21 protein-coding genes are annotated in these 26,502 nt (G+C 49.7%); 13 read left to right on the forward strand and 8 right to left on the reverse strand.

The features are described from left to right. Positions 1-5: 5 nt before the first annotated feature. Entirely contained in the window at positions 6-3,134 is a 3,129-nt protein-coding gene (gene fdnG / locus EL633_RS16480; protein WP_136624409.1) for a formate dehydrogenase-N subunit alpha, read from the reverse strand. Positions 3,135-4,006: 872 nt separating this feature from the next. Here fdnG and ftsH point away from each other — a divergent pair. The 11 genes from ftsH to EL633_RS16535 all read left to right on the forward strand — a co-directional run bounded on the left by ftsH (position 4,007) and on the right by EL633_RS16535 (position 18,022). Beyond that, positions 4,007-5,854 (forward strand): ATP-dependent zinc metalloprotease FtsH, encoded by a 1,848-nt coding sequence (ftsH, locus tag EL633_RS16485; protein WP_126628232.1) that lies wholly within the window; start codon positions 4,007-4,009, stop codon positions 5,852-5,854. Continuing rightward, entirely contained in the window at positions 5,851-6,417 is a 567-nt protein-coding gene (gene thpR, locus EL633_RS16490; RefSeq protein ID WP_126628233.1) for an RNA 2',3'-cyclic phosphodiesterase, read from the forward strand. Before ftsH ends, thpR begins: the two co-directional genes overlap by 4 nt. Positions 6,418-7,099: 682 nt before the next feature. Further along, the gene (locus EL633_RS16495; protein WP_126628234.1) at positions 7,100-7,441 is read left to right on the forward strand and encodes a DUF1700 domain-containing protein; all 342 of its coding nucleotides are present in this window, start codon (positions 7,100-7,102) and stop codon (positions 7,439-7,441) included. Between the two features lie 103 nt (positions 7,442-7,544). After that, positions 7,545-9,338 (forward strand): biosynthetic-type acetolactate synthase large subunit, encoded by a 1,794-nt coding sequence (gene ilvB, locus EL633_RS16500; RefSeq protein ID WP_126628235.1) that lies wholly within the window; start codon positions 7,545-7,547, stop codon positions 9,336-9,338. Further along, positions 9,328-9,876 (forward strand): acetolactate synthase small subunit, encoded by a 549-nt coding sequence (ilvN, locus tag EL633_RS16505; protein WP_126628236.1) that lies wholly within the window; start codon positions 9,328-9,330, stop codon positions 9,874-9,876. Before ilvB ends, ilvN begins: the two co-directional genes overlap by 11 nt. A gap of 83 nt (positions 9,877-9,959) precedes the next feature. Continuing rightward, entirely contained in the window at positions 9,960-10,982 is a 1,023-nt protein-coding gene (ilvC, locus tag EL633_RS16510; protein WP_126628237.1) for a ketol-acid reductoisomerase, read from the forward strand. Between the two features lie 58 nt (positions 10,983-11,040). Beyond that, on the forward strand, positions 11,041-12,219 hold the full coding sequence (locus tag EL633_RS16515) for a 2-isopropylmalate synthase (protein WP_126628238.1): 1,179 nt from the start codon (positions 11,041-11,043) through the stop codon (positions 12,217-12,219). Positions 12,220-12,678: 459 nt separating this feature from the next. After that, positions 12,679-13,707 (forward strand): homoserine kinase, encoded by a 1,029-nt coding sequence (thrB, locus tag EL633_RS16520; RefSeq protein ID WP_126628239.1) that lies wholly within the window; start codon positions 12,679-12,681, stop codon positions 13,705-13,707. Then, a complete protein-coding gene (thrC, locus tag EL633_RS16525; RefSeq protein WP_218027505.1) occupies positions 13,658-15,151 on the forward strand; it encodes a threonine synthase in 1,494 nt (497 codons plus the stop codon). Before thrB ends, thrC begins: the two co-directional genes overlap by 50 nt. Continuing rightward, positions 15,148-17,289: an ArnT family glycosyltransferase gene (locus tag EL633_RS16530; protein WP_126628240.1), complete on the forward strand. Its 2,142-nt coding sequence runs from the start codon at positions 15,148-15,150 to the stop codon at positions 17,287-17,289. Before thrC ends, EL633_RS16530 begins: the two co-directional genes overlap by 4 nt. 280 nt (positions 17,290-17,569) lie before the next feature. Beyond that, entirely contained in the window at positions 17,570-18,022 is a 453-nt protein-coding gene (locus EL633_RS16535; RefSeq protein WP_126628241.1) for a hypothetical protein, read from the forward strand. 14 nt (positions 18,023-18,036) lie between these two features. On the opposite strand, the gene EL633_RS16540 is transcribed toward EL633_RS16535, so the two are convergent. The 4 genes from EL633_RS16540 to EL633_RS16555 all read right to left on the reverse strand — a co-directional run bounded on the left by EL633_RS16540 (position 18,037) and on the right by EL633_RS16555 (position 22,038). Beyond that, on the reverse strand, positions 18,037-19,080 hold the full coding sequence (locus EL633_RS16540) for a type I phosphomannose isomerase catalytic subunit (protein ID WP_161982189.1): 1,044 nt from the start codon (positions 19,078-19,080) through the stop codon (positions 18,037-18,039). 42 nt (positions 19,081-19,122) lie between these two features. Beyond that, complete coding sequence (locus EL633_RS16545) at positions 19,123-19,458, reverse strand: thioredoxin family protein (protein WP_126628243.1); 336 nt, start codon at positions 19,456-19,458, stop codon at positions 19,123-19,125. A gap of 156 nt (positions 19,459-19,614) precedes the next feature. Next, entirely contained in the window at positions 19,615-21,327 is a 1,713-nt protein-coding gene (locus EL633_RS16550) for a DNA repair helicase XPB (RefSeq protein ID WP_126628244.1), read from the reverse strand. 39 nt (positions 21,328-21,366) lie between these two features. Continuing rightward, entirely contained in the window at positions 21,367-22,038 is a 672-nt protein-coding gene (locus EL633_RS16555) for an alpha/beta hydrolase (protein ID WP_126628245.1), read from the reverse strand. A gap of 828 nt (positions 22,039-22,866) precedes the next feature. Between EL633_RS16555 and EL633_RS16560 the strand changes: the two genes are divergently transcribed. Both EL633_RS16560 and EL633_RS16565 read left to right on the forward strand, forming a co-directional pair. Then, a complete protein-coding gene (locus tag EL633_RS16560) occupies positions 22,867-23,895 on the forward strand; it encodes a GGDEF domain-containing response regulator (RefSeq protein WP_126628246.1) in 1,029 nt (342 codons plus the stop codon). A 91-nt stretch (positions 23,896-23,986) separates the two neighbouring features. Continuing rightward, the gene (locus tag EL633_RS16565; protein ID WP_126628247.1) at positions 23,987-24,418 is read left to right on the forward strand and encodes a hypothetical protein; all 432 of its coding nucleotides are present in this window, start codon (positions 23,987-23,989) and stop codon (positions 24,416-24,418) included. 157 nt (positions 24,419-24,575) lie between these two features. Here the strand turns inward: EL633_RS16565 and EL633_RS16570 are convergent, their stop codons facing one another. From EL633_RS16570 to ruvC, 3 genes are read right to left on the reverse strand one after another with little or no spacing between them, the layout of a single operon-like run. After that, positions 24,576-25,256 carry an antibiotic biosynthesis monooxygenase gene (locus EL633_RS16570; RefSeq protein WP_126628248.1) on the reverse strand — a complete coding sequence of 227 codons (681 nt, stop codon included), beginning with the start codon at positions 25,254-25,256 and terminating at the stop codon, positions 24,576-24,578. A gap of 29 nt (positions 25,257-25,285) precedes the next feature. Next, positions 25,286-25,876 (reverse strand): Holliday junction branch migration protein RuvA, encoded by a 591-nt coding sequence (gene ruvA, locus EL633_RS16575; protein ID WP_126628249.1) that lies wholly within the window; start codon positions 25,874-25,876, stop codon positions 25,286-25,288. 59 nt (positions 25,877-25,935) lie between these two features. Next, positions 25,936-26,478: a crossover junction endodeoxyribonuclease RuvC gene (gene ruvC, locus EL633_RS16580; RefSeq protein ID WP_126628250.1), complete on the reverse strand. Its 543-nt coding sequence runs from the start codon at positions 26,476-26,478 to the stop codon at positions 25,936-25,938. Positions 26,479-26,502: the final 24 nt, after the last annotated feature.

Raw genomic sequence — 26,502 nt, forward strand, 5'->3', positions numbered from 1 at the left:
TCTCATCATGAAAGGCGTCCAGGACGCACGTTACAGGTAAAAGCCTTGGCCTCTTCAATACTGACATTGGGCTCAAGCACGGAATGGGTCAGGTCATTGGTGATACTACCGGTACTCTTTCCCTGGAAGCCCCAGTGGAAGGGGAGTCCGATCTGATGCACCACACGACCACGAATGCGTAGCGGTTGTATACGCCGTGTAACCATTGCCCGTGCCTCAATCTCGCCACGTGGCGTATTCAGTACCATCCAACCCCCATGGACAATCTGTCGCTCGGCTGCCAGCTCTGGACTGAGCTCGGCGAACAGGGTTGGCTGGAGGGCGTTGAGCCAGGGCATCCAGCGTGTCATCGGACCGCTGACGTGATGCTCTGTGAGCCGGTAGGTGGTGATCACAATTGGATAGTTTGGATCGCCCACCGGGGACAATGGATTGTCTTTTCTATCTTTATGATACTTGGCTGCAGGATTGCTCTGTTGCATGTAGAGCGCATTGTGAACCGGAGATTCAATAGCCTCATAATGGGTTGGCAACGGACCATCCTTCAGTCCCACTGGTGCATAGAGCCAGCCACGACCATCGGGTTTCATGATAAATGGATCTGTACCCGAAATTGCCGCCATTCCGCTCGCATCGGGCGCGGGACGATAATCTGGCGCTTTATCCACGGGAAAATCAGGAATATCCTTCCCCGTCCATTTTTGTTGTTGCTCATCCCACCAGATATACTTCTTACGCTCAGACCATGGTTTTCCCTCTGGGTCTGCCGAGGCCCGATTATAGAGGATACGTCGGTTAGCAGGCCATGCATAACCCCAGTCCAGGTTCGTTCCACCATCACTGATACGTGAGGCGGCCCGATTTTTGCCTGGTTCTGGATACACGCCACTATAGATCCATGAGCCACAGGCGGTGCTGCCATCGTTCTTCAGAGCGGTAAAGCTAGCCACATGGGGCGCATCATGGATGCCATAGGTAGTGGTTGTACCCTGCTCATCCTGCTTGCGTACATAGAAGCCATTGAGTTCTTTAAGTACCAGTTCAGCATCGGGCTCATCCAGCAAGCGCGATCCGGGTTCGGACTCGGCCCGCTCATAATCCCAGGTCAGGGCTTGTAGTGCCTGATCTCTTGGCTTGGTACTATCAGCATACAAGGTTTTCAGGCGTTTCCCCAGATCGTAGATGAACCAGAGATCTGAGCGCGCATCTCCAGGTGGATCGACCGCTTTATCGCGCCACTGAATCAGGCGCTGGGTATTGGTAAAACTGCCTTCCTTCTCCGTAGATGCGGCGGCTGGTAGTAAAAAGACTTCGGTCTTAATCTGTGTAGGATCCACTTTTTCAGGACCCTTATACCAGAAGGCCGCTGATTCCACTTCATAGAGATCGCGTACAACCATCCAGTCCAGTTGGGCCAGAGCTTTGCGTTGCATACGTGCATTTGTGCTGCCGGCAGCTGGATTTTGTCCCAGCAGGAAGTAGCCTTTAACTTTGCCGTCTAGCATGTCATAGCTGGTATTGATATGCGAGTGATCTCCAATAATTTTTGGCAGCCAGTGATAGCCCCAATCATTTTCAGGTGTCGCCGCATCGCCGTACCAGGCTTTGAGTAAGCTGACAATATATGAGGGTACATTTGACCACCAGCCAAGCTTCATACCAGCGACATCGATATATTCCTGCAATGTCTGCTGCGTACGCTTATGGACATGTTGATCTTTGCGCTCTCCCCAGGTTGTGGCATTGGGACTATGTTGTGCCTCTGGCTTTGAGTGCAGCATTTCAGCGGGTTGAGGCATATAGCCCGCGAGCAGATCATACAGAGTTGGTACATCGGTTGAACCCTGAATAGAGGCGTGTCCTCGTAGCGCCAGTACGCCGCCGCCCGGTCGACCGATATTACCCAATAATAATTGGATAATGGCCCCCGCGCGAATAATCTGTACGCCTTTGGATTGCTGGGTCCAGCCAACCGCATAGCATAAAGCTCCGGTTTTCTCGCGTCCCGAATTCTCAACCAGTGTTTGTACTACCTGCAGCCAGGTTTCCTGTGGTACGCCGCACTCAGCCTCAACCATTTCTGGAGTATAGCGTGCGAAATGCCGGCGCATAATTTGAAACACGCAGCGCGGATGCTGCATAGTTGGATCTGTTAGAGGTTTGTCGTTCTCATCACGCTGATAATCCCAGCTACTCTGGTCCGCATAGGTTTTGCTCTCTTGATCATAGCCGGAGAATAACCCGTCGAGTTCTTCAGTATCCTGAAAATCCTCGCGAATCAGCATAGAAGCATTTGTATAATTGACTACATAGTCATGGAAGTAGGCGTTATTTTCCAGCAAGTAGCGAATAATCGCCCCCAGAAATACGATATCTGATCCAGCGCGTGTGGGCACATAAAGATTAGCCAGTGCTGAGGTACGCGAGAAATGTGGATCAACATGAATGACCTTAGCGCCTCGCTCCTTGGCCTTCACAACATTAGCAAATCCGACCGGATGTGCCTCTGCCATATTACTACCCATGATCAAAATACAGTCGCTATTGACCAGATCTTGTGGAGATGTTGTGGCTCCGCCACGTCCTACCGTTGTACCCAGACCGGGCACTGTAGAACTGTGTCATATACGGGCCTGGTTCTCAATCGAGACAATACCCAGACCGGCGTTAAAGAGTTTTTTGATCACATAATTCTCTTCAACATCCAGGGTTGCGCCGCCCAGAGAGGCCATAGCTAACGTATGATTAACTTCTCGTCCATCATCGAGGCGCTCCACAAAGGACTCATCACGCACTTTTTTTACACGTTGCGCAATCTGTCCCATTGCCCAATCCAGTGTCTTTGTCTCCCAATGATCACTATAGGGGGCCCGATAAAGTACCTTTGTCAGGCGGCTCGAATTAATCGTATATTGAAAAGTAGCTGAACCTTTGGGACAGAGAGTACCATGATTGATAAAGCTATCGGGATTACCCTCGATATCAATAACCTTCCCATTTTTGACATAAACGTTCAGGCTACAGCCAACCGCGCAGTAAGGACAAACACTATGCACAACTCGTGCATCCCGAATGCGTGGCGCCTTCTCCTGACTCTCACGACTAAATGGTTGGACCCTGGAACCAATCTCCATCACATCCTCCAGAACCCTGGAAGTTCCCGATGGCCTATTTTTTTGTTCCTGCATCGCAATATCCTCTTCTCTTAAGTGTCTGACTCCCATGGACCGCTAAGCGTTTTTTTTCGCGCCTGTGGCGCTCCAATGGTTGTAAGTGTGCTGTCAAAAAGTGTTCGGAGAACACTTTTTGACAGCACACTTACAACCATTGGAGCGCCACAGGGCCCGGGTGCGGCTGGCTGTATGCTTCCCCAAGAGAGTGGGGGTCAGCCACACTCTTCAGCCACACTTTAAAGAAAGCGGTAAAAGCCGGAAGGTGCAGGAGGGCCGGCGAGGCCCTTCTGCCGGGGAGCGGGGGTCCCCCGCTTCACTCCCCTCACCCTCCCGATAGGGCAAAACAGTGCTATCCCATATAACAGAAATCAGTCTCTTTACCTGTGTTAACTCTGTGGCCATATTGTAGCATGCCCATAAGGAAGATAAACCAGAGATAAGAAACATCACCCTTTTAGTTAAACAAAACTACCCGCTCCCTGGTACTTTTCTCCTCTTGAATGCAGCTACCAAAACAAATAATGCACTATTCTAATACGAATACCCGAACCATTATAGCTACAAGCCTTTTTACAGCTCCCAGAAACAGAGAAAAGGCGTAAAAATAAACAAACTATCTGCGAGATAAAGCAATTTACCATACCATGTACCTTAGTACTAATTCTAAGCTTTCTCAGACTTCTAAGCTTATACTTATCTTGCTAAACATTTTCTTATAAGTTATACTAGCCTCAAGTATCAACAATGAGTAGGAAAAGTACATTTCGATACACGCTGATACAGGCATGGTAGGAAGTACATTAGAAAGATATAGAAGGGTCTAATGTTATCGTATGGAAATGCCTCCAAAAGAAAATCAGAAAACAACGAAACCAGATACACATAATTCTACCCCTAAAACAACGCGCAAGCGTAGCTTTGCCGCGCGTTATGGGTTGCCCATCGCATTGATTATCGTGGGCGTACTCCTGCTAGGAATTGTGGGAGCGAGGTTTGTTAGCCTCTCAGCGGGTAGAGCAGCGGTGCAGGAACAATCGATCAGTGCCGTTTTAAATATGGCTGATCAGCATCAATTGAAATCAGTAAGCCTTAATGGTAATGATGTTACAGCGACAAGCGTTACGGGCCAGCAGTATCATACAGTCAAAGAAGAAGGCCAGGCAGTTACCGAGCTATTTAGACGAGATAAAGTGGACGTTAGCATTGATACTAATCAACCAGGTCAGTGGTTGCAAGGTGTCATGGGATTGCTGTTTGTATTGTTAATTGTAGGCCTGACATTTCTTTACATGCGTCGTAATGGTTTGGGTGGACAGGCGATGCCATTTGCTCGCTCCAAGGCCAGACGCTTTTCTGAATCCCGCCCAGCGGTCATGTTTAAGGATGTCGCCGGGGTTGAAGAAGCTAAAGCTGAGTTACAAGAGATTGTTGAATTCTTGAAGAACCCTGAGCGCTTTACTGCCATGGGTGCTCGTACCCCTAAAGGTGTGTTGCTGGTTGGTGGACCAGGTACTGGTAAAACTCTTATTTCTCGTGCCGTGGCCGGTGAGGCCGGTGTCTCTTTCTATAGTGTCAGTGGCTCTGAGTTTGTTGAGATGTTTGTGGGTGTTGGTGCGGCTCGTGTTCGTGATTTGTTTAAAGAGGCCAAAGATCACTCACCCTGCATCATCTTTATTGATGAGATTGATGCCGTCGGTCGCCAGCGTACAAACTCTGGTACTGGTGGTAATGATGAGCGCGAACAGACACTCAACCAGCTACTGGTTGAGATGGATGGTTTTGATAAACACGCCAATGTGGTGGTCATCGCCGCGACCAACCGACCAGATGTGCTTGATCAGGCATTACTACGTCCGGGCCGTTTTGATCGTCGTGTCATGTTGGATAATCCAGACATTCGTGGCCGTCAGGCAATTCTGGAAGTACATGCCGCAGATAAACCAATCGCTGAGGGTGTGACCCTGACCGAACTGGCTCGTCAGACCGCTGGTTTCTCTGGCGCTGATCTGGCTAACCTGCTTAATGAGGCCGCCTTGCTGGCTGCCCGTAAGGGACAAAACGCCATCGGTAAATTTGAACTGGAAGAAGCTATCCTGCGTGTCATGGCAGGACCTGAGCGTAAGAGCCGAATGATCACCGAAGCTGAGAAGGCGATTATTGCTTATCATGAAGTTGGTCATGCTATCGTGATGCGCTCAATGCCTAACGCGGATCCTGTGCAAAAAGTTTCTGCGATCGCCCGTGGTATGGCCCTGGGTATCACCGTTCAGTCTCCTTCAGAGGATCGTTACCTGATGCGTCGCTCTGAATTGATCTCTAAACTGGCTGGAGCAATGGGTGGACGCGCGGCTGAAGAGATTATCTTTGGTGACATCACGACTGGTGCCAGTCAGGATATTGAGTACGTGACCGGCATTGCCCGGCGCATGGTCTGTGAGTTTGGTATGTCGCCCCTGGGCAATGTCTCACTAAAAGCTGACGCGGACGGCAATATGTCGATGGGTGCAGAGATGGCATCGCGCATCGATAAAGAAGTATCAGCCCTGATTGCTCAGGCCTATGAGACTGCCCTGAAAGTTTTGCGTGAGAAACAAGATAAATTGATGTTGATCTCAGAGCATCTGATTCAGGTTGAGACCATCGATGGAGACGAACTGGATCGTATGTTATTTGCCGCATGACCAGAACCTTTATCGCCCTTGAAATGAATGCAGTATTACAAAGCCACCTGAGCGGATTTATCCATCAGGTGGCTCCTGTGCTTCCAGGCATGAAATGGGTAAATCCTCAAGGTATTCATCTGACGCTGGCCTTTCTGGGTGAGCTAGACGATGAGCAACTTGCGGATGTCTCCGCCGCTGCTCAAGAGACTGCCTGGCAGGCATCTTCTTTCACCTATCATCTTACCCGGCCAGGCATCTTTGGTCCTCCCCGTCAGCCACGCGTGTTATGGATGGGGATTGAAGAAAATAGTGGCTCTCTGGTACAGGTGCACCGCTTTTTACAACAGCAACTGAGCCAGCGTAATTTTTCTCTCGACACACGTCCTTTTTCCCCCCACCTCACTCTTGCCCGTGGTAAGATGCCGCTCACTCCCCAGGAATATGCCAGCCTGCAAAAACTGCTCGCCAGACCTCAACCCTCTGCGCAGACCTATCCCGCAACCTACCTACACGTCATGAAAAGCGAACTCACCAGTACCGGTGCTCACTACACTGAACTACAAAAATATAGCTTTAAATAAGAAAGATATTAAACGCTCATCTTTTCTGCACCCCATCCTAAACAACGAGAGGACAGTTGGTGTGATATCTCCATGTATAGAAAGTAAGAAAAGCTCATCAAGCAAGCGCGGGTGAGTGGCAGGGCTTTTTCATTTTCAAGTAGATGTTGTGTGGAGGTCACTATCAAACCATCGACCTCACAATATTTCATAGGTGGAATGTGCCACCTATGAAATATTGTGCCGCAGGCGCCAAAGGGGAAAATTACATAGCCTTGAGATGAGTGACACTCTCTCTGAACAAATATAAAAAATTTTGGGGCTAGTATATAAAAGTAGGAGATGACCTTTGGTTGAGAATAGAAGATATGTCGAGAGAATTTGATATTCCTATTTGGGACTATATCTGTTTAGTATAACATAGAAACATCCTCTAATTCAAGTCTTTGAAACCCTATTGTATGTAGTAAACATACATAGCTTGCTACCTTGACGTGTATGCTTTCTCCAAACCTCTCTCTAGAGGCGGTATTAGGGGTTGACAACTATTTACCAGGTGGTGTATTCTCGAAAACAACAAAGACATGTTACGGAATGATCTGGCAAAGTTGCTTATGGTGTATCTGTAAATATATGGACTTGTGCCAAAAGAGTTTTAACTATGTAGATGCGCATATTGTCGTATGTGTGAATGGAGAGAGAAATGATGGCAATGTCAAACGGAAAGGCGATAGCAATGAATGCTTATCAACACCCGTCTCGACGTATGCCCTTCTCTATGCCTGCACAAGATATGTGTGCTTGTGGAGCAGCAGCAGCAAGCGCATTGGCTCTAATGATAAAAACCGACGTGATTACGTCGGTTTCTTTGTTTGTGCTTGCTCATATCTTAATCCCTGTTTTTCTCCTTCCAGGGCTTGTGGTCATTATTATTAGCCTTCTTCTTACTGGACTCGTGCTTATCGGCCTTATCAGACTAACAGGGCATGAGAGTCTGATAGGGCAAAACAATAAGCCAGCCACAAGAAATGCACGGGGAGATTAAAAGGGAGCAAAGAAGCCACCCAATCCAAAGAAGGTATCCTAATGAGGACCTCCCAGTATGGGGGGTCTTCTTTTTTTTATCATCGATTTATTCGGGAGGAATTATGGCAATCGCTACAAAGGATATTCAGCAGACGAGCAGGGCTTATCAGACCAGTCAACATGGGGATGAGGTTCGTGAGTTAACTGGTAGTGAAATCATTTGTGAAGTTTTATTGCGTGAAGGCGTCGATCTGATGTATGGCTATCCCGGTGGGGCTATTATGCCTTTCTATGATGCGATTACGTCTTATCCTGCTCTCCATCATGTGCTTGTTCGTCATGAGCAGGCTGCGGCCCATGCGGCCGATGGTTATTCTCGGGCAACTGGTAAGGTGGGTGTGTGTGTGGCGACCAGTGGTCCAGGTGCGACGAACCTGGTAACTGGTCTGGCGACAGCGTTTATGGATTCTGTGCCGCTGCTGGCGATCACGGGACAGGTGGCTCGCAATTTTATTGGGCGTGATGCATTTCAAGAGACTGATATTCTGGGTGTAACGCAGCCAATTACCAAACATAATTTTCTGATTCGTAACGTTGAGGAACTGGCTTCTACCTTACACGAGGCATTCTGTGTCGCTCGTAGCGGCCGTCCTGGTCCTGTTCTGATTGATGTACCAAAGGATGTACAGTTTGCCAGAACTGCCTATCGCGCTTCTGAACATCAGACTTCTTCTGAATATCTGGATGCCCTTGCAGCCCAGACTGAAGCTCCTTCTGAATTTATCCTGGGGCGTGCCGCCGAGTTGATTGCTCAGGCAAAGCGTCCTGTAATTATGGCGGGACATGGTGTCATCCTATCAAATGCTTACGCTGAGTTAAAGGCATTTGCTGAAAAGGCCTCTGTTCCGGTAATCACGACTTTGTTGGGCCTGAGCTCTTTCTCCGATTCTCATCCATTGCATATTGGTATGCCGGGTATGCATGGACCAGCCCATACCAATCATGCCATTGGGGCGGCTGACCTGATTATCGGGGTGGGCCTGCGCTTTGATGATCGTGTGACTGGCGATGTCTCTAAGTTTGCTCCTCATGCACAACTGATCCATATTGATGTGGATGCCTCGGAGATGCACAAAGTGAAGGTCGCTACTGTTCCTATTGTCGCGGATGCGCGTGTGGCGCTGGCGGCCTTGACGGAGACGATTGAGGCTGGTGACCATCGCGAGTGGTTACAAGAGATTCGTTCCTGGGAGCAAGCCAGTGAAGAGCGTGGCAAGCAGGTACAGCGTAATGATGATCTGCCAGATCCTATTAGTATCCTACATGCGATCCATGAGATTACTGATGGTGAGGCGATTGTGATCTCTGATGTTGGTCAGCACCAGATGTGGACTGCGCGCTTCTATCAGTGGACGCGTGAGAATAGCCATATCACTTCTGGCGGCCTGGGGACAATGGGATTTGCCTTGCCGGCTGCTATGGGCGTGAAGATGGGCGTTCCTACCGCGCCTGTCTGGGCTGTTGCTGGTGATGGTGGCATCCAGATGAATATTCAGGAACTGGCAACGTTGCAGCAAGAGGGGATCGCGGTCAAAGTAGCGATTATGAATAATGGCTATCTGGGTATGGTGCGTCAGTGGCAGCAGTTCTTCCATTCCCGCAACTATTCTGAGACTCCAATGACTGGACCCGATCACGTAAAGCTGGCGGATGCTTATGGCTTGAAGGGGATTCGCGTCAAGCGCCGCGAGGATGTTGAGCCCGCGATCCGTGAAGCTATGGCGACCGAGGGAAGTGTGGTTGTCGAATTTATTATCGAGCCCGAAGCCAATGTATATCCGATGGTGGCTCCTGGTAAAGCTATCACTGAGATGATTGAGGAGACCGCGCAGGAGAAAACAAATAATGACAAATAATACTGCCACCACTGTTCGCGCGCATCATTCAAATGCCCAGCAGGGGACCGAAAAAACGCATACGCTGATCATTACCGTTGTTGATCGGCCCGGTGCGGTTGATCGTGTGGTTGGCGTACTGCGCCGGCGCCGCTCGATGCTGCAATCCTTTTCGCTGGCACCTGACACGCAGACAGATATCTTCCGCGTTACAGCCCAGGTGAAGGATGCCGAGGTTGTCGTTGATCATCTGGTCGCTCAGATTCGCAAAATTATTGATGTGCAGGAAGTCACCAATGTGACTTCCACCCAGGCCATCCAGCGTGAGCTGGTCCTGATCCAGGTTGCCACAGCGAATGTCAATACCGATGAGTTGATCGCCATTGGACTGAAGGCTGGTGCGGCTGTGGTCGATACAACTCCTGCAGCGATGACCTTTGAGGCCACCGGTAGTCCTGAAGAGATCAATCTCATTTTGACGGCCTTTCAAGCTTATACACTGCATGATGTTGTTCGTTCTGGTTGCGTGGCCATGGCGCGCATGGCCACTGAAAAGTAGGGTGCAGGGACTTTTTTTTAAAAGCAGGTAGTGGAGGTCTTTATTTTAAGACCATGTAGAAATGTTTAAGGAGTCACATACTGATGCCAAATATTTATTATGATGCCGATGCAAACCTGGATCTTATCAAGAGCAAGCGCATTGCGATCATTGGTTATGGTAGCCAGGGTCATGCCCATGCTTTAAATCTCAAGGATAATGGTTGTGATGTTGTAGTTGGTCTGGCACCTGGCAGTAAGAGTCGTGCTAAAGCCCAGGCCGATGGCCTGCGTGTTCTGACCCCCGCTGAGGCTGCTCAGCAGGCTGATGTTATTATGATCCTGATTCCAGACGAACTCCACCGTGAAGTTTTTGAGCGTGATATCCGTCCGGGCCTGGCGGCAGGAAAACTGCTGCTCGTCGCGCATGGATTCAGCGTTCACTTTTCACAGATTGTACCACCAGCTGATATCGATGTCGCCATGGTTGCCCCTAAGAGTCCTGGACATATGGTGCGTCGCGTATTTGAAGAGGGCGCAGGTGTTCCTGCACTATGGGCGGTTTTCCAGGATGCTACCGGTCAGGCTGAGGCCTTAACGCTTTCGTATGCCCGGGGTATTGGCTCGACGCGTGCAGGTGTTCTGCATACGACCTTTGCGGAAGAGACCGAGACAGATCTGTTTGGTGAGCAGGCCGTTCTCTGTGGTGGCGTCACTGCCCTGATTCAGGCTGGCTTTGAGACCCTCGTCAACGCCGGTTATCAGCCTGAGGTTGCCTACTTTGAGTGCTTGCATGAGATGAAGCTGATTGTTGACCTGATGTATCAGGGTGGCATGAGCTACATGCGCTACTCCATCAGTAATACCGCCGAGTATGGTGACTATGTTACGGGTCCACGTATTGTCACCGATGAGACACGGGCCGAGATGCGACAGGTGCTGAAAGAGATTCAGAATGGCACCTTTGCCAAAAACTTCATTTTAGAGAATCAAGCAGGCCGTCCAGGCTTCCAGGCAATGCGCCGTGCCCAGTCCGCCCACCAGATTGAAAAGGTTGGCAGTGATTTACGCGCGATGATGCCCTGGTTGAAAACAAAACAGTCCGAAAAAGCTGAAACAACGAAGTAAAGGTTGAGGCGTTTATGCCTCAGCCAGAACATCATGGCCATAGGGAGGGAACAGAACCATGGGAGATCCTGCAGTAGTAAAAATTTTTGATACGACCCTGCGTGATGGTGAGCAGTCTCCTGGCGCAACTTTGACTATCGCTGAAAAGCTTCAGGTCGCCGAGCAACTTGGTCGTTTGAATGTTGATATTATCGAGGCTGGCTTTCCAGCTGCCTCACCTGGAGATCTTACAGCGGTCAAAGAGATTGCCCAACTGGTCCGCAATGTCGCCGTAGCCGGGCTTGCCCGTGCCAACAAAGATGACATTGATGTGGCCTGGGAAGCTGTCTGTGCTGCTGAACAGCCGGTGATCCATGTGTTCCTTGCTACCTCCGATATCCATCTTCAACACAAGCTTTTTCTGAGTCGTGAGGAGGCGCTTGCCTCTGTGCGTGCCATGGTCGCTTATGCGCGCAGCCTTTGTCCGACCGTCGAGTTCTCGGCCGAGGACGCCACGCGTAGTGACCATGATTATCTCTGTCGTGTCTTTGAGGCTGCCATCCAGGCTGGTGCAACCACCGTGAACGTACCGGATACCGTGGGATACACCTTCCCCCACGAGTACGAGGCGCTTTTCCGTATGTTGCGCGAACGCGTCCCGGGCATGGACACTGTCACAATGAGCGCCCACTGCCACGACGATCTGGGTATGGCTACGGCCAACACTCTGGCCGCTATCAGAGGTGGAGCGCGCCAGGTTGAAGTTACCGTTAATGGATTGGGTGAGCGTGCTGGCAATACGCCTCTGGAAGAAGTCGTTATGGCGCTGCGTACCCGCACGGATTTCTTTGGAGGTATCGATACCCGTATTAATGCCCATCAACTCCTGGCGACCAGTCAAATCGTCAGCCGTTTGACTAGCGTGCCCGTCCAACCCAATAAAGCCATCGTTGGGAATAATGCCTTTGCCCACGAAGCCGGAATTCATCAGGATGGCATGCTCAAAAATCGTATGACCTACGAGATCATGACTCCTCAGTCTGTTGGCTGGAACGACACAAATTTCGTGCTCGGCAAACATTCAGGCCGTCATGGACTCGATGCGCGCCTGCGGAAACTGGGTTATACACTTGACGCCGACCAGCTACAAGCCGCCTACAACCGCTTTGTAGCCCTCGCTGATCAAAAGAAACTCATCAACGACACCGACCTGAACTACATCATCGAAAGCGGCAAAGAAACACCCGCCGCCGTATAAATATTGTACTCGCAAATAAATGAGACGGAAGGTGCAGCAGGACCGGTGAGGCCCGCCTGCTGGAGTGGGGGAGCGCTTTCCAGGTACAACTTGACGCCCTGTAATCCGGAAGGTGCAAGAGAACTAATGAAGCCCCTCTGGCAGGGATGTATGGGGGCATCCTGGATCCACCCGCCGTTGATAAGCCGGGAGGTGCAGGAGGGCCGGCGAGGCCCGCCTGCTGGGGGCGTGGGGGTGTCCCCCCACGCATCCCCCCCTCCCTATTGCCGCCGCAGGCGGCACAAATTATAGAATACTCTAGCGTAAAAAAACTCCATTCTATCCACAAAATCTGTGCATAGATGAACAGGATGACTTTTGTCCCCACAAATAGCCTGAGCATAACAGAACATGATAGAATAGGTAGATTGAAGAAAGGATGAACTATGCACTCATCGTCAGAAAGGCAGGTAGCCGGCGATGGCACTGGTATTACCTGTATCGGTTACAGTCTTAACCCCAGCAACATCAGCTAACCTGGGTCCAGGCTTTGATAGCCTCGGCTTAGCATTACAGCTTTATAATCGTTTTGAGGTTGAAGAATGGGGCGATGATCCAGCCCACCCAAACATCGAGGTGATTGGCGCGCTCGGCACAGGCTTATCGACTGGACCAGACAACATGTTCTTCCAGTCCTTTATGCTGCTCTTACAACGATTGGATGTGCCCATTCCCTCGGTTCGTATTCGTATGACTATCAATATTCCTCATGGGTGTGGTCTGGGTAGTAGTGCAACGGCAGTTATTGGTGGCCTGATGGCTGCTAATGAATGGGTTCGTCCACTAGGCCTTGCCGTGCCAAAGGAAGACTTGTTAGAAATGGCCGTGGAGGCAGAAGCTGGCAATCATCCAGATAATGTGGCTCCTGCCCTGCTTGGCGGACTGGTTGCGACAACCCATGTCGATGGCAAGATACACGCAATCAAGACAAAATTCCCCAATTCATTGAAGGCGGTTATTTTTACCCCTTCATTCCCAATGGACACCGTGGCGGGCCGTCAACTATTGCCCGCGAACTATTCGAAGGCGGATGTGACGTTTAACACTGGACGCGTCGCATTGCTCTTGACCGCATTACAGACTGGTCGTTATGAGCTGATTGGCGATGCCATGCAAGATAGGCTTCATCAGCCCTATCGCCAGGTACTTTTTCCAGCTATGCCCGAGATTATCAACGCTGCCGTTACTGCGGGAGCGCATGGCGCTTGCCTTTCTGGAGGCGGTTCATCCCTTATCGCACTTGCCAGTTCACATTTTCATGATATCTTGAATGCTATGCAGCAGACTGCTAATGCTGCTGGCGTCCAGGGAACTGGTATGATTTTACGTGCGGATCAGAATGGGGCACGGGTCCTTAATACATCTCGTAGTCGCATACGAAAGGAAGTTAGTGCACGTTATGGCGATCAATTCTACTGGTCTCCAGCCAGACCGGGAAGCGGACGATAATCATCACGCTTCGCTCCCTACACTCGCTCCCGATGTGGTTGAGGCATTGTCCTCAACCTCGTTGCGGTGCGTCGAATGTTCTACCCTTTATCCTGCTATCGAGCCCGGTCAGCCTCCGCGCTATCGCTGTGATTGTGGTGGGGTGCTTGATGTGGAATGTGAGTTCAAGCTTCCACAACAGACAATGCAGGCGGCGACAGAAGTGGATAGCATGCTTTATGGCTTTGACGCGGAACCAGATGGTGGAACTCCGTCGGCGGGCTCACCATGGCGTCAGATCTTTGATGAGCGGGCCGCGAATCCTCCGATCTGGTCGATCAGCTCAGACAAAATGTTGCTGGATGGTAGTGGCGTCTGGCGGTATCGCGAGCTCATTTTACCGGCTCCAGAACGTTTTGTCGTGACGCGACCAGAGGGTAATACGAACCTTTATCCGGTTGGTATTGAGAATTGTGGCTCAGGTCGGGCAGGGCATCGCCACATTGGTGCGTATGCAGGCCTGGAACGTTTCTTTTTGAAGCATGAGGGCGAAAATCCTACTGGCAGCTTTAAGGATCGTGGTATGACGGTAGGCGTGACGATGGCTAATATGCTGGGTGCAAAGGCCGTGGCCTGTGCTTCGACTGGCAATACATCGGCTTCGCTGGCCTCGTATGCGGCCCAGGCTGGATTGCAAGGGATCGTCTTTTTGCCCGCGACAAATGTTGCCGGTGGTAAACTGGCTCAGTCACTGGCATATGGCGCCAAAACCGTCCAGATTGAGGGCGATTTCGACGATGCTATGCGCCTGGTTGAGCAGGTCTGCAATGAACTTGGCATCTATCTGTTGAACTCCCTGAACCCATTCCGTGTTGAAGGTCAGAAGGCCATTGGCTTTGAGTTGTTGCAGCAATTAGACTGGCAGGCACCGGATTGGTTGGTGTTGCCGGCGGGTAATCTGGGCAATACATCCGCGATTGGTAAGGCTTTTCGGCAGGCCTATAACCTGTCCTTGATCAGCCATATGCCGCGCATTGCTTCGATCCAGGCTGCTGGAGCTAATCCATTCTACAAGAGCTTTAAACAGGGCTTCGCCAGACGCGAATCGGTGCAGGCGGATACGCTGGCTACCGCTATTCGTATTGGAAATCCTGTGAGCTATACACGTGCGCGTCGTGTCATCGAAGAATGCGATGGCGTGGTGGAGCAGGTAACCGATGAAGAGATCTTGGCCGCTAAAACGGTGATCGATCGTGCTGGTATTGGATGTGAACCAGCCTCAGCCGCGACTCTGGCTGGTGTACGCAAGTTGGTGGCGGCCGGTATTATAAAAAGAGATGAGCAGGTTGTTGGTATCCTGACAGGTAATCTGTTAAAGGATAGCAAGACAGGCATTCCACAAACCGTTGGTGGCGGGTCCGTCAAAGCAACGATCGATGCTGTGAGGAGAGTGTTGGCGCAATGAGTCTGGACATGCAGAAAAAATCTTCTTTTGTGGCACCTGATGAACAAACTGTTGTGGCGCCCGGGTTTTCCTGGGCAAGCCTGTTCAGATCGTGGGAACTCTATCTGATCTTGCTGGTCGCTGGATTCTTACGTCTATATCAACTTAATACCACCGAGTTTGATGGGGATCAGGCGGATATCTTTGCCATGGCTCACAATGCTGTGAGTCATGGCCATCTTGTCGCAACCAGTAATATTGCATCAATTAAAATTTTTAATCCTCCTGCTATCATTTATGCTTTGATGGTTCCGGCCGCCTTTAGCGCTAATCCCTTGTGGGGCGCGGTCCTCACAGCGGTCCTGGCGATTGCTGCGGTAGTGCTAACATATATTTTGACGTGTCGCTATTATGGTCGCCTGGCTGGAACGCTGACCGGAATGCTTTATGCGGTGGCCGCCATACCGATCTTCTATTCCCGTTTTATGTGGAACCAGAATATGCTTTTGTTTTTTGTTCCACTTTTGATCTGGTTCCTATTTAGAGGAGCAGTAGCACATCGACCAAATTGGCTTTTTCCCTCTGTGATTCTCGTGGCCCTGCTGGTACAGTTTCACGCTTCTAGTATTGTGCTGGCCGCTCCACTTTTGGTGGCTCTACTACTGGCTCCTCGCAAAACCCTGCGCTGGTATGATCTCCTTTTAAGCGCTCTTGGTGTTTTATTTCTCTACTCTACCTATATTGTCTGGCTGTTTCAAACCCATTTTAAAGATATCTCTACGCTGCTTAATACGGCTAAAGGACAAAGCTTAATTGATGCGCAGGCTCTGATTTTCTACCTGCAATTCCTTGGACCCTTGCCTGATCCTCTGACGAATAATAAATCGGTTCTCTTTCCATATCTGACAGCGTTCTCCTGGATTCTGCCACTGATGGTGCTGTTGCTTATCGCTGGTATTGTGCTGGCAGTGATCAAAGTAGTGGTGCCTCAACCGGATAGCTCGAGTGTCTCCTCTCAGTCCTCGACCACTTCTGGTCGCCAGTGGGGATGGTGGAAGCGCTTGCGTCAGTCGCCCCTAAGCTGTGGCCTGCTGATCCTATTGGTCTGGCAGATTGTGCCACTGCTCTATTTGACACGTCATGATATTGTCTTGCATTTACATTATTTTATTATGTTTATGCCTGGCCCTTTTATCCTGATTGGTGTCTTTCTAGCGACTCTGTTAAACTGGTTACGTATACGTGTGCTTGCCTGGTTGCAAGGTTTGCGCATGATGCTGATCTTGCTGTGTGCCGTGTTGATTGGATCTCTGGGCCTGACCTCACTTGGTTATGTCTATGACGCTTCTCATGGTCGTTACGTTGATACGACGTGGGCGGGTCAGTATTATAATGATCTTGCTTCATTGCAGAAGGCCCTGCATACCGCAGATCTTATGGCACAGCAACGCCATCTTAATCATATCTATGTAAGCGCGGACCTGGCAACACAATCGGCTTTTGCATATCTGGCGGGCCAGACCAACACACCTACGACGGTAGTGGATGATACCTGCCTGGTCCTACCCGGATCTCAATATGGTGCGGCCATGTTGCTGACTGCCCCACATAGCCATCGCCTGGATCTGGTAGTCAATTATGCGCATGCCCCACAGGTTGGAACTTCTCCACATCCCGGTGGCCCTGCTTTTAATCTGTATGTATTACAACCAGGGAAGGTGGTGACACCGTTGCAAGATGATTTTACGCAGGGGCTCAGTTTCGTCGACGCGCATTCATTTAATAATGGTAAGCAGGGCGTGCTAGCTACTCGTTGGAAATTACCACAGTCGGAGTCAGCGGGACAACGGATCAGCTATAACTATAGTTTTGCGGCTTATAAACAGGATACTAATAGCGCTCCCATGCAGCAGCGTACCTGCTCTTTTAGTGCATTGCGTGCTGGTGATGAGATCGTTGTGCCCCTGGGTGATCCCGCCCAGGCGAAGACCTCAATGCAGGTAAAAACCTTTACAACCTTGCCAACCACCCTTTCGTATAATGTTATGGGTGCCTTTCCTCTCCAGTTTGATACATTTCAACAGTACGATGCACCCGGGCAACAATTGCGTACTAAAAGTGGACGTGCGTATATTCCTATTTTAGCAGGCAAAAAATGACGGCTGATGCTCTACTGAGCAAAGCTAACCAGGAAGAGGAGGCATTCACGGCGAATGCTTTCTCTTTTTATGTATGATGAGTGTCGCTAATAGATGTGTATATGCCTCTTGGCAGCAGAATTAATGCTTGCTACAATATATGTAGTATCTATGTAACTCAGCACTCAATCCCTTATGAAGCGCTGTCTTTGTAGCAGGAAGCGATTAGTGGAATGTTGTTGGTTGAGTGTGTTCTTTTATCTACCTGCCACTCAAGCCTACTGGCTAAAGAAGGTCTCTTGTGAATAGAATCAAACGTTTGCGCTTATCGATCCCACTCTGGAACATGCCCTCAGATCCAGTAAAGGCCATCTGGTGGTTCTTTCACTGGTTATTGCAGGTATTGGTCCGTTTCTTCTGGTTGCCCATTCTGATTATGGCCATTTATGAGGCATATAGTAATGGGTTAGTTGGTGGGATCTTCAATGGATTGGTTAGCGGGATAGTTACAGTGTTTGTTGGTCTGTTCGTCTGGGCCGTGTTGTATGGCGTATTGATCGTGGTGAATGTCACCACTGGTATCTCAAGGGCTGTTTCAGATGTGAAGCGTATGCAGCAGCAACAAAACGACTTTCTCCATCAGACGTATGCACCGTTTATGGGTGGTGGTTCTGGTCCCGCGCGCGAGGACCGTGTGGTTGAAGGAACTATTACGGATCTGGATGAGGAGCGGCAGCGACGGCGCCGCGAGTAAATTGGGAGAGTGCTCTAATGAGCACTCTCGGGATTGGCTATTTTCCAGGCTTGCCAGGCGGAATCGTTGGAAGCGGGTACATACGAAAAGAGCAGCGAGCCCTCACCTTCAATACGGAAGTCTCCTAATGTGGCTGGCAGCACCACGGTCTGACCACGGTTAAACGCTTCACTCTGGCCCAGATTTTCTCCATAGGCCACTCTGGCATCTGCACCCAGCGATGTCAGGATAATACAACTACCCTCAGTGGTCCCGTTGCGGGCTCCACCCCTGAGTTGCACTTCGCGGGTCACGAAATAATTACAAGCCACCAGGCAGCGTTCGCTATATTCGGGTGTGTTGCTGATCTCAACCGGATGCATCTTAATCTGTGGTGAGACCGTATAGTCAGAAACGTCCAGTGAGCGCTCAATATGCAGTTCACGTGGTTTGCCAGAGGCAGTTAAGCGACCATAGTCATACATGCGATAGGTCACGTCAGAATATTCTTGTAGCTCATACAGAACGATGCCACTGCCAATGGCGTGCACCGTTCCAGCAGGTACAAAGACGATATCGCCGGCCTTAACTGGCTCATTGTGCATCAATTCTTCGAGTTTCACGCTTTCAATGGCCTGGCGCACCTCATCAGGATTGGTGGCGGCTTTGAAGCCATGGACAATGCTGGCACCGGGTTCCGCATCGAGGATATACCAGAACTCTGTTTTTCCCAGTTTGCCGCCCTCAAATGCATGGGCATACTCATCCTTTGGATGAACCTGTACCGAGAGTTGGCCATTCGCATCAATGAATTTCGCGAGGAGAGGGAAGCGCTTGCCAAAGATGGCGACGGCCTGGGTTCCTAAAAAGTCCTCACCAGCGTCCTCAACTACTGCTGCCAGCGTTTTATTTTCATAGGCACCATTTTGTACAATGGTGCTGACCTCAGTTTCCCAGGACTCTCCAATGAGGCTATTATCTGCTGGGAGGGTTTTCCAGTGATCTCGTTCTAATCTGCGTCCCCCCCAGATGGTTTCGTGTAGTGATGAATGTAAACGGATAGGATAGATATGTGCCAAAATACAACTCCTAGTAGTAGCGGCAAAATGCTATGTGGATGTCTAACCTGCGAGTAAGACACCCTCGATCTGGCGACGTAACTTGTCACGCATAACGATACCCGTGATACGATGTATCTCGTTGCCACCTTTAAAGAAGACCAGGGTTGGAATGCCCTCGACGTTCCATTGTTTCGTCAATTCTTCTTGTCCGGTGACATCCAGGCGGGTAAAGGTTGCTCGTCCTTGATATTGCTTGCTGATCGCTTCGATTTCGGGCTCCTGTATTTTGCAGGCATTACTTTGTTCGGCCGAAAAATGGACGACCACCAATTCAGAAGACTGGAGTACCTTTTCTGTGAAAGTATCTGGTGTTACTTCGTTATAATTATCTGCCATGCCATCCTCTTGTCGTCTGTAATAAATTATGCTCTCGCCTCTCAAAGTATCACCCTGTACAGGTGCATGTCAAGCGACTCAATCGTATAGATGTTCACCGGCTTTTAAGCTAAGCACGGCTAGTATTTCCACGAAAAAATGCTAGCATTGTTCTTATTATGGCTGAGGTGTCAAGAGCGCTTCAGCATCTTCAATTAAGTAGCGATAGCCCTGTTCTGTCAGGAACAATTGCCGATTAGCTGAGAATTCCTGGTCCCTGGTGTCACGGGTCACAACGGAATAGAAGTAGGCATTGCCACCATCAGCTTTAGGACGCAAGATACGGCCCAGGCGCTGTGCTTCTTCCTGTCGTGAGCCAAAGGTGCCTGAGACCTGAATAGCGACGTTAGCATCAGGTAGATCGATGGCGAAATTGGCGACTTTACTGACCACGAGCCGTTTGATCTCGCCTCTGCGAAATTGCTCATAGAGTTTTTCGCGCTGTGCTGTAGCCGTACGGCCCGTCAGGACAGGGGCTTTGAGCTCTTCCGCCAGGATTTTGAGCTGATCAATATACTGACCAATAATCAATATTTGCGCGTCCTTATGTTTGTCGATCAGGTGACGCACAACGTTTAGTTTGGCTGGATTTTCAGCGGCTAGCCGATATTTTTCGCGCGTCTCGCCCATGGCATAATTCAATTGCTCATCTTCACCAGGAAAACTGACGCGGATCTCATGGCATTCGGCTGTGGCGATCCATCCCTGGTGTTCCAGTTCACGCCATGGTACATCGTATTTCTTGGGGCCTATTAAGCTGAACACATCTGCCTCACAGCCATCCTCGCGTACCAGTGTGGCCGTTAAGCCTAATCGGCGCCGGGCCTGAATCTCTGCGGTAAAGCGGAAGACAGGTGCCGGTAGCAGGTGAACTTCGTCATAGATGATCAGTCCCCAGTCATAGTTGGTGAAGAGCGAGAAATGGGGATACGCCTCTGGTCCAGTATTGTGCTCGGAATCCTCTTGTGGTCGACGATAAGTTAAAATCTGATATGTACTTACCGTGATAGGGGCGATCTCTTTTTTCTCACCAGTATATTCACCGATCATCTCGGGTGGAATATTCGTCTTGTCCAGAATTTCGTGGATCCATTGGCGGACGGCGACTGTGTTGGGTGTGAGGATCAAGGTGGCGCGTTGCAGGGTAGCGATGGTAGCAATGCCGACAATGGTTTTTCCGGCACCACAGGGCAGAACGACGACGCCACTGCCTCCACTGGGTGCTCCACCTGCGTAGAAGGTTGAGACGGCGGCCTGCTGATACTGGCGTGGCTCAAAGTCTTTGCCCTGTAGTGTCACATCGCGCATCTGTATGGGGAGCGGTGAGCCCTCCGTATAGCCGGCCAGATCCTCGGCAGGAAAACCGATATGGATCAGCGCCTGCTTCACATGTCCACGGCGGACAGCATCGATTTGTATGGTATTGCGATTCAGTTGTTGCTGGATATAGGGCTGCATCTTTTTATGGTTGATGATCTCGGTCATCAAGGCACTATCATCCGAGTAGAGAAGCAGATTATCGCCCTCGCGAATAAGTTTGACGCGTCCATAACGGTGCACATAGGTCTGGATCTCGGTTGTGATATTGGCGGGTAGTGGATATTTACTATAGGTTGTCAGTAGTTCCAGGATCTCTGGTGCATCCATGCCGCCGGCGGCCGCATTCCAGATAGAGAGTGGTGTTAAGCGATAGGTATGAATATGTTCTGGTGATTTCTCAAGCTCGGCAAATTGGGCCAGTGCGTCACGGGCCTCGTCATGAAGCGGATGATCAACTTCTAATAAGATACTACGATCACTCTGGACAATAATGGGGTTTCCTGGATTCATAACTGTTCCTCTTCTTCCAACGTCTTCTTGCCACAAGCGTTATACCCCAGGCATAGTGGCCCAGGCTTTGACATATTTTACAATTGCTTCCGTGGCTGGACCTTCATAACCGCGCATCAAGTGTCTGGCACCAATAATTACTTTGATACCTTTGGGGCCCTTCTGCTGCTCCACAAATGGTTCAAGTTTGAAGAGTGGGCAGATTTCGTCGAACTCACCGGTCACAAATAATTTTGGTCGCTCAAACTGGCGTGGAAATCCGCTACCGGCTCTGAATAAGGGTAAGCTGATGGCAACAATGGTGCGAATGCGTGCATCAAATGGTCCATAGAGCAGGGCTGTATGCGCTCCAAAGCCATGACCAATGACACACACTTTTGCGGGATTAACGCCAGGAAACGTAAGGGTCGTATCAATAGCCCCTGCTAAATCCAATGGCTCGAGCCGACCCTCTGTTTGTTGACCCTGGCTGCGACCGACACCCCGGAAATTGAAGCGTAAAACTACCATTCCTGCCTCGGCCAGACTCTGGGCCAGCGCCACATTTAATGGATCCTGCATATTACTACTGGCAGGTTGAGGATGACAGAGAATAATAATCGGTGCTTGTTCCGCCTTTGTGGGAGTATGCACAACTCCTTCCAGAAGAAAGGCTGGCTGGCCTTTACTGTGAAATGTTATTGGTCGTTCCACTTGTACTGATAAGGTCATCGCTTATCCTTCTGCTTCCCTGGTGTGAATTCCTGGCAATCGTGTAAGCGAAGTGAGCTGCGATCGAGCGCCATTCACGATTGGTTTTTTTACTATGTTCTTCTGTCTAAATAGTATCCCAGACAGGCTCATGCGTCAATATTCACCGCCTTTTTATGAAATTACATCTCATTCTTGCCCATAGTTAATCGTCTCTACTAATATATGAGATCATTTTGTTGGGCTTACATTTCAGGCTTTGGAATATTTTTACGACATGAAAAGGTATGGTGGATGAGAGATAGGGGAGAGATCGCTAAAAGTCACAGTTGTGTGAGATTTTGGCAACTCACGACGAATTGATTCGATTTGTTCAACAAAAGCTTTGCATGTGGGTCGAAGGATGTTATACTAACTGTGACATATGTATACTTACTTTTATCCAGGTAGGTATGATGTGTAAGCCTGTTCCTATATTTTTTTCTCATATCAGGTGTTGCGCTGCAGTGGCTTCTCGTAGGGCACAATGCCCCGCCCTCCCATTTGATGGGCTCGCATCAGGAGGTGATTTTGTCCTTTTGATACGCATGCCGCGTATTTTGTGCTACTTATACACTGTTAGTCTTGGAAATACTCTGTTCTATGCATGTTGTATCTTTGTTGGTACCCTGTGCTTGACATAGATGTTCATGGCTACGGTGGTGTACCTATAGCAAACGGCGGATCACAATTATTTTGACTCATGGAAAATTGATATACGTGCTGAATAATTCATCCGTATAAAAAGCAGGTGGGTCTTCTAAAAGGTATACACGGTGTATATAGTGAAACGTAGAGGTAGGAGCATATATGTCCAGCATTCTAGTAGTCGAGGATAAAGGAGTTATCACACAATTAGTCAGGGAACACTTTGGGGATGAGGGATATCAAGCCGTTATGGTGTCAGGTGGTGAGGAGGCGGTACAGTTTGCTATGCGTGAGATGCCCAGCCTGGCTATTCTAGATGTTGAGCTTCCTAATGTCGATGGTTATCAGGTTATCCAACAATTACGAGATCACCCCAAATGTATGCACATTCCTATCATTATGATCAGTGCATATACATCTCTGGTTGATAAAGTCCGTGCTTATGAGCTCGGCGTGGATAGCTATATTACAAAGCCATGTAGCTCTGATGAACTTCTCGCCCATATCCGTAGACAACTTCGTCGTATGCAGCAAAGTACGCTGTCTCCTCTCACGCGTCTTCCAGGTGGCCTTCAATTAGAACGTGCGATCGATTATAAGTTACGTGGGTCAGATCCCTGGAGCATTCTTTATCTTGATCTCGATAACTTTAAAGCTTTTAATGATGCCTATGGTTTTGTTACGGGCAATGATATGATTCTGCTGGTTGGCCGCATCTGCCAACGGGTGGTCTATGAATATGGCAATGCTGATGATTTTGTGGGGCATATTGGGGGAGATGACTTTGTCATTGTAACGACCCCTGATCGTGAGAAGTTGCTCTGCCGACATATCCTGGCTCGTTATAAAGAAGAGAGCCTGGCCTTTTATCGGCCAGAAGATGTTGCGCGTGGTTCACTTCATAGCGTGGATCGTAAAGGGCGTCCCCACCAGTTTCCACTGGTTACGCTCTCAATTGGTGTGGTTAGCGATCAAATCAAATGTTCTCACTCTATGAATGAGGTCAGTTCCCTGACTGCAGAAGCCAAGCGTCTGGCGAAACAATCCTCGAATAACGTCTCTCGTGTCTCTCCTCAATGGGGCATCCCCCCACAGGTTTCACACACGCCAGCAACGTTTAACCTTGTCGGTAACATTGGTCGGAACCTTTTCCACTTTGCCGATGAAGATATTTTGGCCAAGTTTAAATAAGCGCTGCAGCAGTGTCGTATGCGTGACCTCTTGCCTCTTTGTGCTATGCTGAGAGTATTAGCTTATTATTATTGTTGTCTGGAAGGTTACCATGTCTACGAGCCAGGATAAACAAGATTTCTCATTTGAGTCAGATGAAGCTCTCCATAAGCAGGAACAGGAAGCGCGCCGTATTGCTACCCGAGAGAATGCCAAGCATGTGCTACGTGAAAGTGGCCTGGCTGAGATGCTGCAGAGCATCAATAAAAATTTGTTGAAGGGGCGCGGCCATTTTGAAGAGTACGATAACCTTATCCTTTTTCGCTGGGGAACACATTCAACCCGCCGTCACATGTGGATGGAAGTTCGTGGCAGTTCTATTCTGTTCCGTTTGCACCCCCATCGTGTCTGTGCCCATAGCGCTCCCATCTGCGATGGCGAGTACCATACTTTAACCGCCCCTATGTGGGCCGATCGAGAATTCCTCAAAGCTGAGCTGAAAAAATACTATGATCGCCCCGTAGCCGAAACCTCTGCCGATTAAAGAAACACACCCCATCCTGTAGCGGCAGGGCTCGCCCCTGCTACCCCTCCACGTAAGAAACGCCTCTTAAACATGCATTATCGTTGATGATGATGGGTACGGGTTGATACAATTTTTTCTGGTCTTACGTGAAATGGAGCAGGGACAAGCCCTGCCGCTACTGCTGGTTTTCGAGGGGAAGTAACATAATGGTGCCTTCTTTTTCGGTGCTTTTTTTGAGATTCTGGTAGATTCTTTGCGCATAAAAATCTTCGCGTTCGATTTCGTCGGACCAGCTGAAGAAGCAGAGGAGGAGTGAGCTCCGTTGAGAAAAAAGCTCACGGTAGCTGGTGGACGGGGAGGTTGTGGTTATGCGAGTGGCAGTTGGTGTATCATTGATGCCTCGTGCGAAAAAGGCGAAGGTTAGCAGGGACTGCAGCTCGGGTTGTTGCAAGCCAGTCAGCCAGGTTTGTTGTACCTGTTGGATGCGTTGTGGTGTAACCCCCATCAACTGTACGGCGGCAAATTGTGGCGGTTGCGTTGGTTTGCTATAGCCCCAGAGATAATACATCAGCCATTGCTCAGGCGGGACCATGAGGAGATCTTTCATATGCACTGATAGCAGTTGCCTGGGGGTATGGCGTTCCTGCGCCTTTAACCAGCTCTCCTCGTCGTCCCAGGTAGTGAAGAGCAGATAAAACAGTCCATTGCTCTGTCCGGAATACATACGTGTTGAAATCAGTCCTGGCGCGCTCCGTAATGTCTCAACAATCGAGCGTATACGTCCACGAGCTTCAATATCTTTTCCAGACTGTATGCGGGCCAGTGTAACTACCAATAACTCAGAACTATGCTGCAAAATTACCGCCTCAACTTTACTTACATGCATCAGCGCGAAAAAGAACGCAAAGCAAAAGTAACCTGCTCCTCCAACGTCATCGGCTTATCCTGAGGAATCTTTGCCAGCGCAGTCTGTGCTTCAGCGGTTGAAAAGCCTAATCCCATTAACGCCTCCAGTGCCTCCGCCTGGATCTTGCCAGCGGCTGGAGTCGCATCACTGCCACCCAGAGCAGCCAGAGAAGGTAGCTTACCCTTAAGCTCGAGGATCAGGTGCGCGGCCAGTTTTTTGCCAACACCCTTGGCCAGTCCAAGGCGTTGCTGATCCTCTTCGGCAATGGCTTGATAGAAAGCACTGGCATCCATTATAGAAAGGATTGCCAGTGCTACCTTTGGGCCAACGCCGCTCACACCAATAAGCTGTTCAAAGGCATCGCGATCGGCTGCCTTAAAAAAGCCATAAAGCGAAATACCATCCTCACGCATATGAAAGTGTGTTGCTAACGTTACTTCCATACCTGGCTCGCTTAAGCGATTCAGGGTGGATGATGGCGCGAAAACTCGTATTCCGAAACCACCCACCTGTATAATTGCATGATCGGCCCCGGTTGCTTCCAGGGTTCCGTGAATACTTGTAATCATCGCCCCGCATATCCCTTTTCTATCATCCGGTTATATTTGAATAGAGCAAATTGCAAGCCTTACGATCGATTATATCGTAGGAGATTGGCCGCGTAGGTTGCCGTATTTAAATGACAAATTGCGACAGCCGCGGCATCGGCGGCATCATCGGGTTTGGGAATCGCTGTCAATTTGAGTAGGATACGGACCATCTCTCCTACCTGATTCTTATCGGCCCCGCCATATCCGGTAACGGCCTGTTTGACCTGTTTCGGCGTATATTCGGCGACGGAGAGACCGCCATTAGCCAGAGCAAGCATTGCAACTCCACGCGCCTGTCCCACGGTCATCGCGGTACGTGCGTTTTTCGCAAAGAAGAGTTCCTCCATCGCCGCTTCCTGCGGTTTGTAGGTTGTAATTATCTTGCTCAGGCTTTCATAAATAATTTGCAGGCGTTGTGCCAGCGGCATTTTGGCCGGGGTCGTAATTACATCGCATGCGAGCATGCTGAGTTCACTACCCCGCGCCATAACCACTGCATAGCCAACAATAGCTGTACCTGGATCAATGCCGAGCGCAATACGCGCATCTGAAGGTGGAGGCGGCACAAGATCTTTTTGCATCTGCCACTTTCCCTTCTCGTATCG

Source organism: Dictyobacter alpinus (assembly GCF_003967575.1).
Taxonomy (GTDB): Bacteria; Chloroflexota; Ktedonobacteria; order Ktedonobacterales; family Ktedonobacteraceae; genus Dictyobacter; species Dictyobacter alpinus.